Source organism: Enterobacter sp. SCRI0065 (assembly GCF_059766475.1).
Genome location: NZ_JCBAJB010000009.1, coordinates 17745 through 34434, shown reverse-complemented (window position 1 = coordinate 34434; position 16690 = coordinate 17745). Strand labels below are relative to the sequence as shown.

The 16690-nt window shown below is 54.1% G+C and carries 10 protein-coding genes; 1 reads left to right on the top strand and 9 read right to left on the bottom strand.

Annotation, left to right across the window (positions count from 1 at the left end):
• Window positions 1-402 precede the first annotated feature (402 nt).
• Entirely contained in the window at window positions 403-684 is a 282-nt protein-coding gene (locus tag AC6EMZ_RS19315; RefSeq protein WP_498404374.1) for a YjcB family protein, read from the top strand.
• 87 nt (window positions 685-771) lie between these two features.
• Here the strand turns inward: AC6EMZ_RS19315 and AC6EMZ_RS19310 are convergent, their stop codons facing one another.
• The 9 genes from AC6EMZ_RS19310 to bcsR form a co-directional block, all read right to left on the bottom strand.
• On the bottom strand, window positions 772-2265 hold the full coding sequence (locus AC6EMZ_RS19310; protein ID WP_498404373.1) for a M16 family metallopeptidase: 1494 nt from the start codon (window positions 2263-2265) through the stop codon (window positions 772-774).
• A gap of 226 nt (window positions 2266-2491) precedes the next feature.
• Complete coding sequence (locus tag AC6EMZ_RS19305) at window positions 2492-3778, bottom strand: dicarboxylate/amino acid:cation symporter (protein WP_498404372.1); 1287 nt, start codon at window positions 3776-3778, stop codon at window positions 2492-2494.
• A gap of 159 nt (window positions 3779-3937) precedes the next feature.
• Window positions 3938-5944: a biofilm formation regulator HmsP gene (hmsP, locus tag AC6EMZ_RS19300; RefSeq protein WP_498404371.1), complete on the bottom strand. Its 2007-nt coding sequence runs from the start codon at window positions 5942-5944 to the stop codon at window positions 3938-3940.
• A 119-nt stretch (window positions 5945-6063) separates the two neighbouring features.
• Entirely contained in the window at window positions 6064-9546 is a 3483-nt protein-coding gene (gene bcsC / locus AC6EMZ_RS19295; RefSeq protein WP_498404370.1) for a cellulose synthase complex outer membrane protein BcsC, read from the bottom strand.
• Window positions 9528-10634, bottom strand: a complete 1107-nt coding sequence (bcsZ, locus tag AC6EMZ_RS19290) for a cellulose synthase complex periplasmic endoglucanase BcsZ (RefSeq protein WP_498404477.1) — start codon at window positions 10632-10634, stop codon at window positions 9528-9530. The genes bcsC and bcsZ overlap by 19 nt, the downstream gene beginning before the upstream one ends.
• A gap of 6 nt (window positions 10635-10640) precedes the next feature.
• Window positions 10641-13064 (bottom strand): cellulose biosynthesis cyclic di-GMP-binding regulatory protein BcsB, encoded by a 2424-nt coding sequence (gene bcsB, locus AC6EMZ_RS19285; RefSeq protein WP_498404369.1) that lies wholly within the window; start codon window positions 13062-13064, stop codon window positions 10641-10643.
• Window positions 13065-13074: 10 nt separating this feature from the next.
• Entirely contained in the window at window positions 13075-15693 is a 2619-nt protein-coding gene (gene bcsA, locus AC6EMZ_RS19280; RefSeq protein ID WP_498404368.1) for a UDP-forming cellulose synthase catalytic subunit, read from the bottom strand.
• Window positions 15690-16442: a cellulose biosynthesis protein BcsQ gene (gene bcsQ / locus AC6EMZ_RS19275; RefSeq protein ID WP_498404367.1), complete on the bottom strand. Its 753-nt coding sequence runs from the start codon at window positions 16440-16442 to the stop codon at window positions 15690-15692. Before bcsQ ends, bcsA begins: the two co-directional genes overlap by 4 nt.
• Before the next feature lie 11 nt (window positions 16443-16453).
• Entirely contained in the window at window positions 16454-16642 is a 189-nt protein-coding gene (gene bcsR / locus AC6EMZ_RS19270) for a cellulose biosynthesis protein BcsR (RefSeq protein ID WP_154128201.1), read from the bottom strand.
• Window positions 16643-16690: the final 48 nt, after the last annotated feature.

Sequence of the window (16690 nt, the reverse complement as noted above, 5' to 3'; positions counted from 1 at the left end):
CATATTTATGTACAAAAAGAGCATGCATGTGTGAAAAATAAATGACAAAGACTAATAAAAAATAATAAATTCAAAGGCCTGAGTTATTAACTGCGCGTATATTTAATTGTCCGTTCAAGCATAATCCATAGTATTAATACTGTAAATATTGTACAGAGAGCCGCTAACGGTATCGATTTCACCTATCCCGATGAATTTTATATAAAGAAACGTTCAAGTCATCTATTAGCCTGCAAAGATATATTCTGCAATCCACATCCTGCGCCTGAAAAAAGGTAGAAAGAGCACATTTCTACGGCAACAAGTCTGGCGAATAAAAGAGCAAATGTGATATAGTTCACAAATATTGTGTAACACGAAACAATGTTTCATTGTTGTTATTTGATTTCGAGGATCGGTTCTATGGCGACCATTACCACCAGCATGGTTCTTTTGCGCTGGCCATTGTTGAGTGCAGTTATGATGTTCTTAGCCAGCACGTTAAATATTCAATTACGCAAGTCTGACTATGCTGGGCTTGCGGTGATCAGCACCCTGCTCGGTGTTGGCGCAGCATGCTGGTTTGCGACGGGTTTGCTGGGTATCACGGTGGGAGATATCGTGACTATCTGGGAAAACGTCAAAGTGGTGATGGTAGAAGCGATGAGCCATACGCCTCCTGACTGGCCGATGGTCATTACCTGATAACCGCTTGCCAGCGACTGTGGCGTTCACGCCCGCTCATTGACGAATAAAACCGGTGGCTTCTGCCACCGGTTTTTTTTATGTCATTTACTGAGCTTGCGGAATATCCGTCGCATCCTGATGTAAATCATCCGTCGCTGGCTGTGCCGCTGCTTGCGATACTGGCGTCATAATACTGTCCCAGGTCGCTTGCAGGTCTTTCATATTGAATTCCGGCTCGCCTTTCGGCTGTAGCAGAACCAACGCCATGTCCTGAGACAGTTGCTGACGTAAATCCTGATTAATCATGTCAACGGTCAAACTGTTCAGGAAATTCTGACGCAACTTCTGGTACTGCTCCGGTGCAATATCCACGACCTGATTTTGTAGCGAGCGAATACGCTGGCTGATCAGCAAGTCAGTGTCGGTACGCGCGTAGGTCGCAAACAGTTTTTGCAGCTCAAGATTTTTCTGCGCAACCAGTGCGTTAAACTCTTCTTCGGCCAGACCGTCTTTACGCACTTTCGCCAGCTCTTTCGCCACAACGCCTAAATTAGCGTTCAGCTTATCGTTGGGTGATTCTACGTTGATGGCACATTGCGCGCGCTGGAACAGCACGCGGCAGTCGAAGCCAATCCCGATGTCTTTAGCGTTGTTTTTGCTCAGCGTTTGCTGAACATGCCAGAACAGCGCTTCACGCGCTAAATCTGCACGCCAGTAGCGCAGCAGCGCGGCAGACTCACGAATGGGCTGCCAGGCGGTATCCCACATTAATGCCAGCCGATCCTGACGCACCGTATCGGTCATGATACTGACCGGTTCAGCGCGCAGCGGAGACAGCGTGGGAACCGGCGCAGGAACTTCGCGCTTACCTTTCAGTTCACCAAACGTTTTACTAATTTGTTCAATGACAGAGCGGCTATCGACGTTACCCACCACGATCAGCGTCAGGGCATCCGGGGTGTACCATTTCTGGTAGAACGATTTGACCTGCTCGATATCAACCGGCTGTTTTAACGGCTCAGCGGGATCGTGGCCCAGAAGCGTTGAGCCTTTAAGGCGATAACGCCACCAGCCATCTTTCGTATCCGTCGGCCAGGTGGCTACCATGTCGCTGTTGCTAAGGGCGTAGTTAACCGTTTCTGGGGTAATGGAGACTTTGCCTGTCGTATCGCCAAGCCAGGTTAATGCTTCTTTTAGCAGATCGTTACGGTTATTCGGCAGGCTCAGATTAAACATGGTGTAGTCGTAGGAGACGACCGCAGGCGGAAGTGGACGTTTAGGGTCGATGCCCTGCTGCCACAATGAACGCACCTGTACTGCTTGCAAACTGCCGCTCTGGGTCAGCGCCAGTCGAGGAATAAAATGACTTAACCCGCTCTGTTGTGTGCTCTCGGTTAACGAACCGGTATTCACAGAAAGGCGGATTTCAATACGATCGCTGGGACGCTGCGGTGTGGCTAAGACTTGCCACTGAAAACCATTTGCCAATGTCCCCTGTTGCCAGGCCGGGTCGGGCTGGAGCGCTTCTGCCTGCACATAACTGGCTGCTGCCATCATCAGCAAACCGCCGGTTAAAAGTCGAATTTTTGTGCCCTGCATGTAAACCCCTGATCAACATTCCTGGTTAAAAAGAGTGTCTTATTGCGTTGAACACTCTGAAGATGACGTTTTAAAACACTTCGATTAGACCGCGTGTACAGCAAAACGTCACGGCAAGAAGTGAAATATACCCGAAAAAAATCTTGTCGAATTATGACAGGTATGAGTAGTTATTATGCGCAGGAGCCCGCCCCCCGACAAGGGTAAGCGGGCATTAGAACGGATTTTAAGAGGATAAATCGTGGGTTTTGCTATCGGACACACGATTATTTAGCGTGTCATCGAGCTTTTTGTGATCCAGCTGTTTCACCCATTTTGCGACCACAACGGTCGCCACGCCATTGCCGACCAGGTTAGTCAACGCACGCGCCTCGGACATAAAGCGGTCAATCCCCAGTATCAGCGCCAGACCCGCCACCGGCAGATGTCCAACCGCAGAAAGCGTAGCCGCCAGCACGATAAAGCCACTTCCCGTGACGCCCGCCGCACCTTTCGATGACAGCAGTAAAACGATCAGCAGGGTTATCTGGTGGAAAATATCCATCTGACTGTTCGTTGCCTGCGCGATAAACACCGCAGCCATCGTCAGGTAAATAGACGTGCCGTCGAGGTTAAAGGAGTAGCCGGTCGGAATCACTAACCCCACGACCGATTTACGGCAGCCGAGCTTCTCCATTTTATCGAGCATACGCGGCAGCACCGACTCCGAAGACGAGGTCCCCAACACAATCAGCAGCTCTTCACGGATGTAACGGATGAATTTGAAAATGCTAAAGCCTGCAGCTCGCGCGATGGTGCCCAGCACGACGACCACAAACAGAATACAGGTGAGGTAGAAACAGATAATCAGCTGGCCGAGCTGGATGAGCGAGCCCACGCCATATTTACCGATGGTAAACGCCATTGCCCCAAAGGCGCCAATAGGTGCCAGACGCATGATCATGTTGATGATGCCGAAAATCACCTGGGAGAAACTTTCAATGACGTTGAAAATCAGCTGACCTTTGCTGCCCAGACGATGCAGCGCAAAACCAAACAGCACAGCAAACATCAATACCTGCAAGATATTGCCACTGGCAAAGGCGCCAATCACGCTACCGGGGATGACATCCAGCAGGAAGGCAACGATACCCTGGTCTTTTGCTTGCTCAGCATAGACGGCGACCGCTTTCGCATCCAGCGTGGATGGATCAACGTTCATCCCCGCGCCAGGTTGCACCACGTTAACAATGATCAGGCCAATAATGAGCGCGATCGTACTGACGACTTCAAAGTACAACAGTGCAACCGCACCGGTACGACCGACCGCCTTCATGCTTTCCATGCCAGCGATACCGGTCACCACCGTACAGAAGATGACGGGCGCGATGATCATTTTAATCAGCTTAACAAACGCGTCGCCAAACGGTTTCATTTGTGCGCCCAGTTCAGGATAGAAATGGCCAAGTAAAATACCAATGGCAATCGCTGTCAGGACCTGAAAATAAAGGCTTTTAAAGAGAGAGGTTTTCATAGGGTGTCCTTAGGAAGAAAAACCACAGGTTCTTTATGGGTACGACTCACCTGCGGCTTTAAAATAACACCCGTAAAACATGACAGAAATGAACTTACATCAATATTGAAACATAAATGTTAAAAACTTTGAGCTGACTCGAACAAGCCAGCAACAAAGTTAGCTTTTTGCGGGAGAAATTTCGCCGCTGAGATAACGTTTTTCGAAAACATCAGCGGGTACCGCGCGAGCAAACAGGAATCCCTGACCACTCTCAACGCCCGCTTCTGCCAGCCAGGCTCGTTGGGCTTCGGTTTCTACCCCTTCAGCGATCACATGCAGATCGAGGCTGCGCGCCATCTGAATAATGGCCTGAACCATGCTGCTGTCATCCGGCAGCCCATCCACAAAGGTTTTGTCGATTTTCAGCACGTCAACCGGCAGCGTTTTCATGTGTTGAAGCTGGCGTAGTCCGGCGTAACCCATACCAAAATCATCCAGCGCGATGCGAATACCCGCATTGCGCAGCGGTTTTAAAATGGCGACGGCTTCGTTAGGGTCGTCAATACGGCGGCTTTCCGTCACTTCAAGAATGAGCGTGTCAGGCTTGATTCGGTAGCGATTAATCAGCTCCAGCATCTCAGAGACCATGGTTGGATGCATTAGCTGTAACGCAGAGAGGTTCACCGACAGCGGCATATCGATACCGCGCTCCTGCCAGGCGGCGAGCTGGCGACAGGACTCCTCCAGTACCCAATGACCGATAGTGATTATCAGGCCACAGGATTCAATGCGTTCGATAAGCCCCTCTGGCAGTTCCCACGAGCCATCCGCCTGCTGCACACGCAGCAGCGCCTCGGCACTTTTCACTTCGCCAGTGACCAGGTTGACCTGCGGCTGTAACCAAATAGCAAACTGGTTGTTATCGAGCGCGGTCAGAATATCGCTCTCTTCGGTCAGACGCTGTTGCGCCTTTTCCATCTGCTCGGGTTCGAAGAACTGAATTTGATTTTTACCTTTGCGGCGCGCGGTAAAGGCCGCCGAGAAGGCGCGACGGTAAAGCTGTTCAGCCGTGAGATCGCCGTAATACATGACAAGACCAATGCTGGCGCTCGGGCGCAGCTGAATTCCCTGAACAGGCAGCCGCTCGTTAATGACAGTGAGCACTTGCTGACCTAACGTAATGGCATGCCACGGCTCTTTCACACCTTGTGCCAGAATCACAAAGTCATACCCGCTTACCTGAGTCAGCACCATCCGCGGTGCCAGCACCGATTTGATTTTCTCCACCAGCGTTAGCAGCAGTATTTCACGCTGGCTCTCTTTTAACACACCAGCGGTATCCTGAAGGGTTTCACAGGCCACGACCATCAGTGCGGTGGTCTGCTGTCGCGCGACGGTTTGTTCGAGCAGGGCCATCAGGAAGGCTTTATTTGGCAGCTCGGAAACCGGGAAACGGGTGGCGTTGCTGTTCAGCTCATCATGGTGGCGCAGTAGCCGTTGCTGATTCATGTTGTAGCTTCGAACCAGCATGCCGATTTCATCGTCATGATGCAGGCGCGGCAGCGTTAGCTGGTGACCCACCTGTTCCTGTGGGGAAAGATTATTCAGCTCGCGGGCAATTTTACGCAGCGGATGAACAATCAGGCGGTTGATACACCAGGTCAGGGCCACAGTCAAAATGAGCGTCAAAAGTAAGTAAGTGGTTACTAACGTTGATATCCAGCTGACGACGAACTTATGCATACGGTACGAATCCGCCTGCAACACCAGATAAGCTAAAGGCTGGGGATTCGCTGGACGCTCAAGTGAATAGAGCGGTAATGAAATTTGTACCGGCAGCTCAAACAGCCGCATGATCATCATCGGAACCGGACGCTCGGGGATAAAGCTCATCCGTAGCGCCTGAAACTGGTTCGGCAGGACCACATCCGCGCGGCTGACGATCCCGGCAGGCTGAATGCGCTGCAGGATGGTTTCTGCTTCGGGGATATCCCCTTTAAGAATGGCGGAAGAGAGCGGTCCACGGACCGCACGGGCGATGCTTTCCAGTTGCGAAGCCGTGTTGTAGCGATTCTGCTGTACGGAATGAAACAGCAAAATGACGCAGAAAATGAATACAAACACCATAGTGACGGCAGACACCATCGCCATTTGTTTGATAGTTAAAGAACGGCTGACGCGCAATTTGACTCTCCACAAAACCCAAAGCGTAGGGTAACAAAACGTTACCCTAATGCCGCCAGAGTATACCCGATTGCGACGAATTTAAGAGAGACTAACAATTCGATTAAGGATAATTCCCTTTACCAGTCCGCATAAGGGGTCAGTGGCTGTGGTGGCAGGTCCATATCTCCCTGCCAGCCCGCTGCGGAGTAGCGAACATAAAGCAACGCATGGCTCGGGGTATAGTCCTTTGCCTCCTGAATATCGACGCCCACACCCACAAACCAGTTCGACGTCACGCGACGCTCAATAATCGCCCGCGCGGTATAACCGGTACCGGAAGAACTGCTACCTTCTTCTGGTTCGCCTCGGTCCGAATAACGCCCAGGCTCATCCGTTGGGATAAGACTCTGGATCGGATAACGCAATCCATCTTTAGTTTTTGAATGTGACCAGGAGACAGAACCGCCCAACTCCCAGGACCAGTTCTCAGTACGTTTACGCCAGGTCACCGGAACCGCAAAGGAGACGTACTCTTGTGGGCTGTAATAACCGCCCTGTCCCAGCGTATAGCCGCTCAAATCTTTATCGTAATGCCAGATCATATTTGAGAGGCCAACCGTCAGGCGCTCGTTGTTTTGATTAATGAGCTTGTAGTAATAGCCGGTCATCCAGCGGATACGCCAGTTATCCTCAACGTTTTTGCCTTCCAGCGCGTCCATATTCAGGCTCGACCAAATACCGTTGGCTTCGCCTTTATCGTAACTCACGCTCACGCCGCCGCCCGTGGCGCGCACGCCGCCCCAGGTGGTATTGGTGTTGGGATCTTTTTGTCCGGCAAACGCCAGCATCGAGCTGGAAATCGGGCGACGATGAGCATTCAGGGTATAACCAATCGGCCCCAGATCGTTGCTGTAGCTCAGGCCACCCACGACATCCACCACGTCAAAGCCCATCGGCGTTGTGCCGATATCCATCATCCAGGTTTTGTTCTGCCAACCCACGGCCACGCTCGCGCCGTTTTGTTTCTGGCTGGTGTTGCCGCGACAAGGCGTCGCAGAACAGGTTCCCCAACTGGGATCGTACTGACCATTCTTCGTAGCAAATGAACCGGCATCCATGTTCACCATATCGCTTCTGAAGAACATTCGGCCATCTGACAGGGGCGCATCCACTTGCAGCATCGTGGTATGCGCTTTTAAATCGGAATATCCGCCCGTACCGCTGGAGCCCCAGAAGTCATGCTGTAGCGTGACGTTAAGATCCTGCTGCTGATACAGATCGCCCGCGTCGCTTCGAACACCGCGCTTCAGCCAGTCATCTTTTTCATCGTTACGCGTCAGCCGGGTAAAGCTGTCGTTATCTTCCGGGCGAGACGTCGTGACGCCAGAGGCGACCATCGCATCTTTATAGGTTTCCAGCGCCTGCTGGGGCTGGCCGTTATTGGCCTGAAAGCGGGCGGCATCACGCAACACCAACGCACTGTCCATTGACGGCGGCTGCGATTTTGCCTGCGGCACCAGCTTGCTAAACGTCTGTTGCGCAGCGGCAGTATCACCCAGTTCAGCCTGGGCAAGCGCAACGCGGCGTTGCATATTGACCGATGGCGGCTCGCCGTTCTGCCCGGCGGGCAGTGTCGCCAATTGCGCGCGCGCGGCGTTTTTGTCACCTTCGGCAATAAACACTTCAGTCAGGCCGAGAATGGCATCCGTATTTTGCGGTTCACGTTGCAGGACCGTCCCGTAGGCCGCTTTCGCCGTGGCGCGATCGCCCCGCTGTTGCGCCCAATCGGCGAGGGTCAATTCGATACGCGTGGAGGCAGGTTGCTGACGCAAGAGCGCTTCGGCGTCCCGCTCCTTGCCACTATCGCGCAGACGATTAGCGGTTTCGAGCACCTGATTACTTTGTAGCCGGTCGGCCAGCTCCTGAATATTGCCGTTCCACTTGTCGCGAGGCAATGTATTCAGATGCGCCAGGGCGGCACGATCCCGATCGTTGCCAGAAAGATATAACCCGTAGGCGTAAACCTGTTCAGGATCGCCAGGCTTTTGGCTCGCTAGCTGGCTCATTAGCGTATCCGCCTGGCTGCGTTGCCCCGCGCTGTCGAGATCGCGCGCCAGACGATAGGTTATCCACACGCTGCCTGGATCGAGTGCCAGACGGCGACGCTGGATTTCTGCTGCCTGAGCATAGCTGCCCTGATTTTCAAATTGTTCTGCCTGCTGGGCCAGCTTATCGTTGTCCAGACTGCGCTGAATATCATCAATGCTGCGCCGCTGGCTGGAAGAGAGCGACTGAATAAATTGTTCGGCTTTTTCCGGCGATTCGGCACGATAAATATTGGCAAGCCCGCGCACCGCGTTGCTGTTGCCGCTATCCATACGCAGGGCCTGACGATAGAAGCGCTCAGCTGCTGCGTTGTCTTTTCGCGCGACGGCAGCGTCACCTAATCCCAGTACCGCGTAGCTATCGGTGTTGTCGATGTTGCGCGCCTGCTGATAATAACGTTCCGCCTGAGCCACGTTATTGGCCTTGAGCGCCTTATCACCCTGCTGGATCAGCAGCCAGTAGCGATTCACTTTTAACAGGCTATCCCATTTTCCACGGTTATCACTCTGCGGATCGAGGGCGATCGCCTTCTCAAACTGAGTCACCGCGCGAGCGCGATCGCCGCGTTGAGAATAAGCCTGCCCCAGCGCGCCCACGGCTTCGCTGTCGGCATGGTTGGCGCTAACGGCCTGTTGCAGTTCTGCCACGGCTTTACCGCCCTGTCCCGCTTCCACGGCGGCTAGACCTTCCGCTTTAGCGCGAAATGCCGGATCGGCGAGCTGTTTTTGCTGCGCATCAAGCTGCGCGCGCGCGGTATCAACATTGTCGCCCGCGCTGAATACCTGCAAATAATCCTGCAACGCCTTCACGCTGGCGGCACTGGCAGGAATATCCTTAATTTGCTGATACCAGATATCTGAAGCGGCATCGCGCCCGGCGTTAGATTTTGCCATCTGCTGGAGTACCGCAAAACCTTCGTCGCGACGCCCGGCCTGGAAAAGCAGTTGCGCCAGCGAATTTTGCAGCTGCGTATCGCCGGGGCTACTGGCATTAATCGTTTTAAGTTGGGTAATCGCCTCGTTACGGCGAGCCGGATTTTTAGCCACTACCGTCCAGTATTCTGTCGCCAGATCGCCGCCCGGCGGGTTTCCGCTAAACAGCTTTTCGTAGGCATCAATGGCTTCTTGCGTGTGGCCTGTCGTGGCCAGCAGGCGTGCCTGTTGCAACGCCTGACGCCCGTCCGGCGTCGAGAGCAGCATCGAATTGAGTGACGACTTATAGGTGCGGGAAGTCGGGGCGATGCCCTTGAGCCGGTCCAGTTCTTTCTGCGCACCCGCGTTATCGCCCTGACGAAGCAGGTAGCGGAAACGTGCGGCAATCACATCCGGATTGTTCGGGTCGATAAGCTCAAGGCGGTAGAGCGACTGGCGAACCAGATCTTCGCGATGCGTCGACTCCCCCAACCGTACCTGCTCCAGGAGCTGTTGCTGCTGGGGGGAATTTGCGGCCTGCGCTAACGGCATCAGCGTTAGACCGAGCGATAAACTGAGTAAACTTAATGAGAAGTTGCGCATTCCTGGCCCCAGTCAGGGTGTAATTCACCCTTTGCGGTGAAGCGAAAACGATGCTGATCCCATCCTTGTCCGAAGAGGGTCAGAACGTAGCTGTAGTAGGCGTCATCACCGGGGAAATGGTCAGCGACACGCTGGCGTTGTACCGCTTGTGCATCGCGGTCTTGTAAAAACGGCAGCAGTGAAGCGGAGAAACCAACCGGGCCATTTCCCGTGCGTTTACCGCTCGCGACATCAACCTTCTCCGGCGGGACACCCTTTGTTGTTGTGATCGTCGCCATCGGTTTAAAACGTGCCAACAGTCGTGCTTTTTGCGGATCGCGGTCGTGCAACATGCCCGTCCAGAGATACACGCGAATAGCATCGTAACTGCCGACAAGTGGCTTTTCTGGCTTCAGTTGCCAGCCCTTATTTTGTTGATACTGCACCCAGTTGGGTGAAAACCCTTTTGGCGCGGTTTCCAACAGCAACCGCAGGTTGGTCTCGCGAAGGGTGGTCCACGGTAAACCAAAGCGGGTAAAATAGTTCGCTAACTGCGGCGGTAAATAGCTTGGATTAAAGCGCCACGCTTTTTCCTCAGCAAAGCCCACTTTTCCGGGCAGGAGCATCAGACCCAGACCCGGCACGTTAACCACTTCTTCGCGGGCAATACGTTTGAGCAGCGCTTTTCCAATTTCGGTATAGCGCGACACCTTCCACAACCGCCCCGCCTCAAGCAACGACCAGGCAATCCAGACATCCCCGTCCGATGCCGAATTGGTATCAATGACCGACCAGGCGTCTGCACCTTTCTGCCCCCATAACCACGCGGGCAGATGCTGACGGAGATCGCCCTCGGCAAGGTTGTCCTGCGTCCAGCCCAGCAGTAAATCAAATGTCTGGCGATCGTTCGCGGCAAGGGCAAAGAACAGCGCATAGCTTTGCCCTTCCGAGGTACTGATTTTACGCGCGTCGCTGGGATCAATAACCCGCCCACCTTCGCTGATATAGGCTTTTTTAAACTGGTCCCAGGCAGGCCAGTGACAGGCGGCACGACCATTCGCCGCCGCGAGGAGAACCACCGCCATGACACACCAGCGAAACGCTTTCATCACCCGTTACTCATGATCCGAATGAAGACGACGGCGGCTGATAATTCGCAGCAGACGCCACATAACCCACGCCAGCAACACGACGCTTATCGCCGCAAAGACCGCCAGCAGTACCGGATGGTTAGATAGCGCATACCATACGCGCTCGAACCACGGCAGGTGCCCAACGTAATAAACATCGCCTACGCGCAGGCTATTAACGCCTGACTCGCGGATAACCGAGACGGAACCAAACATGGCAGCGCGCTTACCGCTGTCATTCATCGCATTGTTCAGCAGTTCATAGCCGCGCGGACTGTCTGCCAGCAGGGCGATGACGCTGCGCTGATCGTTGTATGGAGACTGGAAGCCGACAATCGCCGCCATCGGGCCTTGAGAGGTGATGTTGGTTTTGACGTTGGCCTCACGGTCGGCCTTGTCCGGCATAATGCTCGGGAAGGTGGTTTGACGCAGCGGCATGTTCACCCAGGACTGCGTCGCCTGCACCAGCAAATCGATACGCTTGTCATCTTTCAGCTTATCCGGGATGTTCCCGATAACCATGATATCCGCGTCTTTACCCTGAATCTGACTGCCATCATCCGTTAACGTCACGTTGATGGCCGGCAGACCGGTTTGCGCCCCCACGGCGGCCATGGCATCGAGCAGCGTCGTTATCTGGCCTTCGGTTGGCGTTTTAGGCATGACGACAATCGATTCTGACAGATCGGCCATACGGCTGAACGGGAAGCTGGCGTTGGCAAACGCACGCAGGTCCGGTAGGGCAATAAAGTGATAGTACTTCGAGAAGTCGATAGTCGAATCGTCACCGATAACCACGTGATTCTGCACCGGCTGGAAGGTGATGCAGTTATCCATCGAACCGCCCGGCATGGGGTTCATGTACTGGAAATCAAAACGCAGCTGATTGACCGCACCCAGCTTCAACGCCGGAATGGAGACATCGGTTTTACCGTCCAGCAACCCCTGCAATACCGGCAGACGCAGCAGCAGTTTGTTGGTGTCCTGACTGCTGGTTAGCGGGAAAGATTGCAGGAACTGATTGTTCAGGCTGATATCCATCCGCGAGCTGTCTTTCGTTGGCGGCGCGGTGTAGCGATAATTCAGATTGATATCAATCCCGGTACTGCGCAGCAGATACAGATCCGGCGGCAGGTTAAGCGCGACGTTGATAGCAGAGGGCTCAAGACCCGTTGACTGTAACTGTTCTTCATAGGTTTTCAGCTCACCAAAGGTCACCGCCCGATCGGTACGGATCCAGTTCGGCGCATCGTACGGTTTACGCGCTAACAGCGGCTTCACGTCGTCGATAGTGACGCGACTTCCACGGAACAGAACGTTGCCCTGGGCAATGCCTTTCGCCGCCTGCACCAGATCGTTGTCGTCACGACCAAATACCACCAGCAGCTTCACGTACGGCTTGTCCGGATGGGCGATCATTTCGACGGTCGGAGCGTTAACCGCCGGATGATCGCGCAAGAATGCAGGGCGCTTGTCGTTCGTCGCAAACACAATCGCGTTACGGTCCGGGAGCGTATCAAACAGGACCGGGAAGCTCTGTCCGCGCCAGCCGGAACGAGAACCGAACCAGGAGGTCACAATCGTCGCCGCCTGCTGTTGAGTGATATCAGGCGATCCCGCAAACACCACCGGCAGAGTTAACGGGCGGCTGTCGCGCGGGTCAAAGAAAGGTACCGGGAACGCAGAGAGATCGTTTTTCACCGCCAGCGTTTGATACGTCATGTTCAGCGAGGAGCTGCGGCTGACGTCCATCCACAGCGTGCTGCTGGCTGGGTTTTCACATACGTCGCGATAATGGCCCACAAATTCCAGACGCACGCGGTTAAAGTCGGTGATGAACAGCGGGTTAATCGGAACTTGCGCCAGCGTTTTCTTACCTAACTGCTCCTTGGTCACCGGCAGTACGCTCATCAGTTCGTCGTTGAGGTAAACCTTGAGCTGTGACTGCACCGGCAGCAGAGATGGAGACGGTGTGTATTCCAGGTTTAACATTGCGTTCGACACCACTTCGTCGCTACGCATGCCAAACTCAACGCCGCCATTTGGGTTAATCCCGCGCAGCACCATGCTGCCCGGAGGAGGAGCAATCTGCGCAAACGTCAGCTTCACGTCACGCGATGGGGTGTTCTGCGCCACGATAGGCGCATTCGCCCCCTGCACGCCAGGCATCACCTGTCCAATCGCCTGCTCGCCGGTAGGCACAGCCGGTAGGGTGTTCCCCTCAGCAGGCTGATTTGGCACCACATTTTCAGTTTGCGTTGGCGCAGCCGTTGCCACCGGATCGGTGGCTTGTGCAACGACAGGCACCGTCGGCGCAGGCGTGTCTTCAGGTGCCGCGTGAGCCATCATAGCGGGCAGTGCACTTATTCCAACCGCCACAGCACATATCCAGGAAAGTTTTCTTTTCATCGCATTATCATCATTGTTGGGCCATAACCGGGTCCGGCTGTTGTATCGCTTCATCCCGCTCAGGGCGACGAGGGATAAACGACACCACCCAGGAAACCAGCGAGGTAAGTGACCGGAAAATTATTTTCACTGACGGCGGAGCAAATTCTGCAAGATGGCGATAGCCACGGAACCCCAGCTTCAGAATATCCAGCAGACTTTCCAGTGGTTTATCTTCCGGGAAGCTGTCCTGCCAGAGCGCCCACGTGTCCGCGCGGGCAAACGTGCACTGTACAAAATCGATATGTTGCTTTTTGGTGAGCGGCATCAGTTGCAGCCCCACTTCATTACCCATTACGCGCGCAACCTGCGTCGGGAAGACGTACTCCTGCTGACCACGTTTGAGCAACAGATTGACCTTCTGCCCTTCCAGCACTTTTGCCGCACCGTTGATTTTGATGCCTAAACCGCCGTCGGAGAAGTCATGGACGGTACAGGAGAAGAGATGGCCGTCTTCACGAGCAATCGCCGCTGGCATGGAGATCTCCACGCGATGTGCGCGCCTGACCTGCTTGCTCTCTACGGATACCGCTACCGCACCGCCCAGGATAATCAGGTTGTAGAACACCCACGCCAGGCTGACGAACACGGTCAGGACTTCGTTTTCCGGGCCGTAGAAATAGCGCCAGATGCCCACCAGCACGCCCACAATATTCAGCAGTACGAGGAATATATACGGACGGGAGATAACCCAGTCGACGTACTCTTCTTCCACCAGTCCCCCTTTGGCGGTGACGTTGAACTTGCCTTTATGCGGGTTAATCAGCGCCACCAGCGTAGGTGGAGCGATATACCAGGCCAGCACCGTTTCGTAGATTTCACTCCAGAATGAGTGGCGATATTTGCCCTGAATCTTCGAGTTAGTCAGGCTGGCGTGGATCATGTGCGGCAGTACGAACAGGGCGATCATCAGCGCCGGGGCAAAGATGATATAAGCATGCAACAGCAGGAAAGCCAGCGGCGCAGTCAGGAAGATAAGCCGCGGAATACCGGACAAAAAGTGGAACATCGCGTTGAGATAACACAACCGCTGCGCCAGCTTCAGGCCTTTACCGAACAGCGGGTTATCGAGACGGAAAATCTGCACCATCCCGCGCGCCCAGCGGATACGCTGACCGATGTGTGCGGAAAGCGATTCGGTTGCCAGTCCCGCCGCCTGCGGAATACGCATGTAGGCAGAGGTATAACCCCGGCGGTGCAAGCGCAGTGAGGTGTGGGCATCTTCGGTGACCGTTTCTACTGCAATGCCGCCAATCTCATCCAACGGCTTACGGCGAATGACCGCACAGGAGCCGCAGAAGAAGGTCGCGTCCCACATGTCGTTACCGTCCTGCACCAGGCCGTAGAACAGCGTCCCTTCGTTCGGCGTTTTACGAAAACGCCCCAGGTTGCGTTCAAACGGGTCGGGTGAGAAGAAGTGGTGCGGCGTCTGCATCATTGCCAGCTGCTTCTCTTTGAGGAACCAGCCCATGGTCATCTGCAGGAACGAGCGCGTCGGCACGTGGTCGCAGTCAAAGATCGAGACGAACTCGCCCGTCGCGTATTTCAGTGCGTTGTTAATGTTCCCGGCTTTCGCATGTTCGTGCGATGTACGAGCGATATATTCCACCCCGACGCTTTGGGCAAACTGGCGAAATTCTTCGCGCCCCCCGTCGTCCAGGATCCAGATTTTGAGCTTATCCTTCGGCCAGTCGATACCGAGTGCAGCGTAAATGGTATTTTTCACCACGCTCAAATCTTCGTTGTAGGTCGGAACAAAAATATCCACCGTCGGCCACTGATTAATATCTTTCGGCAGCGGAACCGGTTGTCTGTTCAATGGCCAGACGACCTGGAAATAACCCAGAATCAGGACAATCCACGCGTAGGTTTCGGCAAACAGCAGAACCAGGCCACATACCAGACTCACCGGATCATCCCAGTTAAGCGTGGAGGTGTAGCGCCACCAGATGTAACGGCAAGAGACCGTCAGCGACAGCACAATGAGCATCATCGCAGAGAAACGCCCAGGAATGCGGCGCACCAGCAGCGCCACGCCCCACAGCAGCATCAGGAAGATAAACTGCGCCAGCGGGTTGAACGGCTGGGTAATACACACTAATGCCAGAATCAGTGAGAAAACGACAATAATGCCAAGGATCAAATGGCGTAATGCCGGATGCAGATGCCCGAGCTCTTTTTGACTTTCGAGGTGACGGGTTTGGCTTCTGACGCGGTCAGGCAGGTTTTCCAGCCACTGATGATAGCGACCACGTACATGCTTAATGCGACCAAAACCGCGCCAGCGCGGTTCCGTTTTTTGTTGTTTTACTGGGGTTGCGATAAGCCACAACGTCTGGAGCGCGTAACGAGCCGGATCGAGAGGACGCGGCCGATCGGGATTCAGATGCGGATAGAGTTCACGATGCCGCGCACGAATGCGTTGCCAGCGAGGGTGTTCAAGCGGAATAAATATCCAGGCCAGGACCATCCATAAACAACCGAGCGCGGCGCTAAAAGGCGAAGCACCATGACGACGGTAATTCCGGTAGCGCTCGGTTAAACGCGAGCTGACCGGGGGGATGAGTAACCAGGCGGACAGGCGACTCATACCGGGCTCCCGGTCGCTTCCGGGCGACCGGTATAGTGCAGCAGACACCAGTTAGCCAGCGTAAGGATCTCTTCCGCTGCCAGTGAATCGCTTCGGTATTCTCCCAGCGGCTGTTTAGATGCCAGACATTCCGCCATTGATTCATCGCGATGAACCACCATCGGTAACAGCCGACGCTGGCTTTGTAGCCACACCTGGTACAAATCATCCTGAATCTGGCTGTTGGTTCGTAAATCATTGATCAGGATATGCGCCCCCGCAGGCAATGCCTGTTGATGCAGCCGAATATGGCAGTTTGCATCAGCATTCACGATGGTCAGTGTATGGTCACAATGTTCAATAAGCTGACGGGTGAGCGGAGAAAAACCGCTCGGCAAATCCATTAATATCCAATGATAATGGCTTTTCTCCTGGAGCAGTTGCAGCGCATCAGCAAAATAGCCGAGCGTACCGAAACGCGTTGGTAGCAATTCTTGCTCGCCCGCGGTCAGTTGCCCAAAGGGCAGAATATCAAGCTGGGAAGTGTAACGCTGAGCGGTATCGCGCCAGTCACGGCCATCAAGAAGCGCGCGCGCCCAGCCGTCGGAGACATCGTAATCGACGTTAAAAGACATGCGCAGCAAATTATCAGGGCAGGCATCAATGACCAGCACTGATTCACCCAATAGCTGTAACGACCATCCTAGTGCCGCAGTGATAGACGTTGTGCCAACACCGCCACGGATGCCCTGTAATCCTAGTATGGCCATCAATGGCTCCCTTATTGTTGACGGGCAAATTCAGCTAATAACGGCCAGCGTTTAATAGCCGCCGCCAACTGTTCCCGCTGGGAAATATCGGTGTAATCTATTTCAGGCAATGAAAAAGCCTGGCTTAACGCCAAAAAATCGTTTTGGAATGTGTACCCAAGGCTAGAATCAACCGGCGTTCCGGGTTCATTATTATGCATTATCGTTTCATCCCTTTATTAAAACCCAACAAACAGAGGTAGCACGGC

Excerpts from the sequence above, each read along its gene's own strand:
- bcsQ (WP_498404367.1), bottom strand. The coding sequence starts at position 16,442 with ATGGCCATACTAGGATTACAGGGCATCCGTGGCGGTGTTGGCACAACG.
- bcsA (WP_498404368.1), bottom strand. The coding sequence starts at position 15,693 with ATGAGTCGCCTGTCCGCCTGGTTACTCATCCCCCCGGTCAGCTCGCGT.
- AC6EMZ_RS19305 (WP_498404372.1), bottom strand. The coding sequence starts at position 3,778 with ATGAAAACCTCTCTCTTTAAAAGCCTTTATTTTCAGGTCCTGACAGCG.
- bcsZ (WP_498404477.1), bottom strand. The coding sequence starts at position 10,634 with ATGAAAGCGTTTCGCTGGTGTGTCATGGCGGTGGTTCTCCTCGCGGCG.
- AC6EMZ_RS19315 (WP_498404374.1), top strand. The coding sequence starts at position 403 with ATGGCGACCATTACCACCAGCATGGTTCTTTTGCGCTGGCCATTGTTG.
- bcsC (WP_498404370.1), bottom strand. The coding sequence starts at position 9,546 with ATGCGCAACTTCTCATTAAGTTTACTCAGTTTATCGCTCGGTCTAACG.
- AC6EMZ_RS19310 (WP_498404373.1), bottom strand. The coding sequence starts at position 2,265 with ATGCAGGGCACAAAAATTCGACTTTTAACCGGCGGTTTGCTGATGATG.
- bcsR (WP_154128201.1), bottom strand. The coding sequence starts at position 16,642 with ATGCATAATAATGAACCCGGAACGCCGGTTGATTCTAGCCTTGGGTAC.
- bcsB (WP_498404369.1), bottom strand. The coding sequence starts at position 13,064 with ATGAAAAGAAAACTTTCCTGGATATGTGCTGTGGCGGTTGGAATAAGT.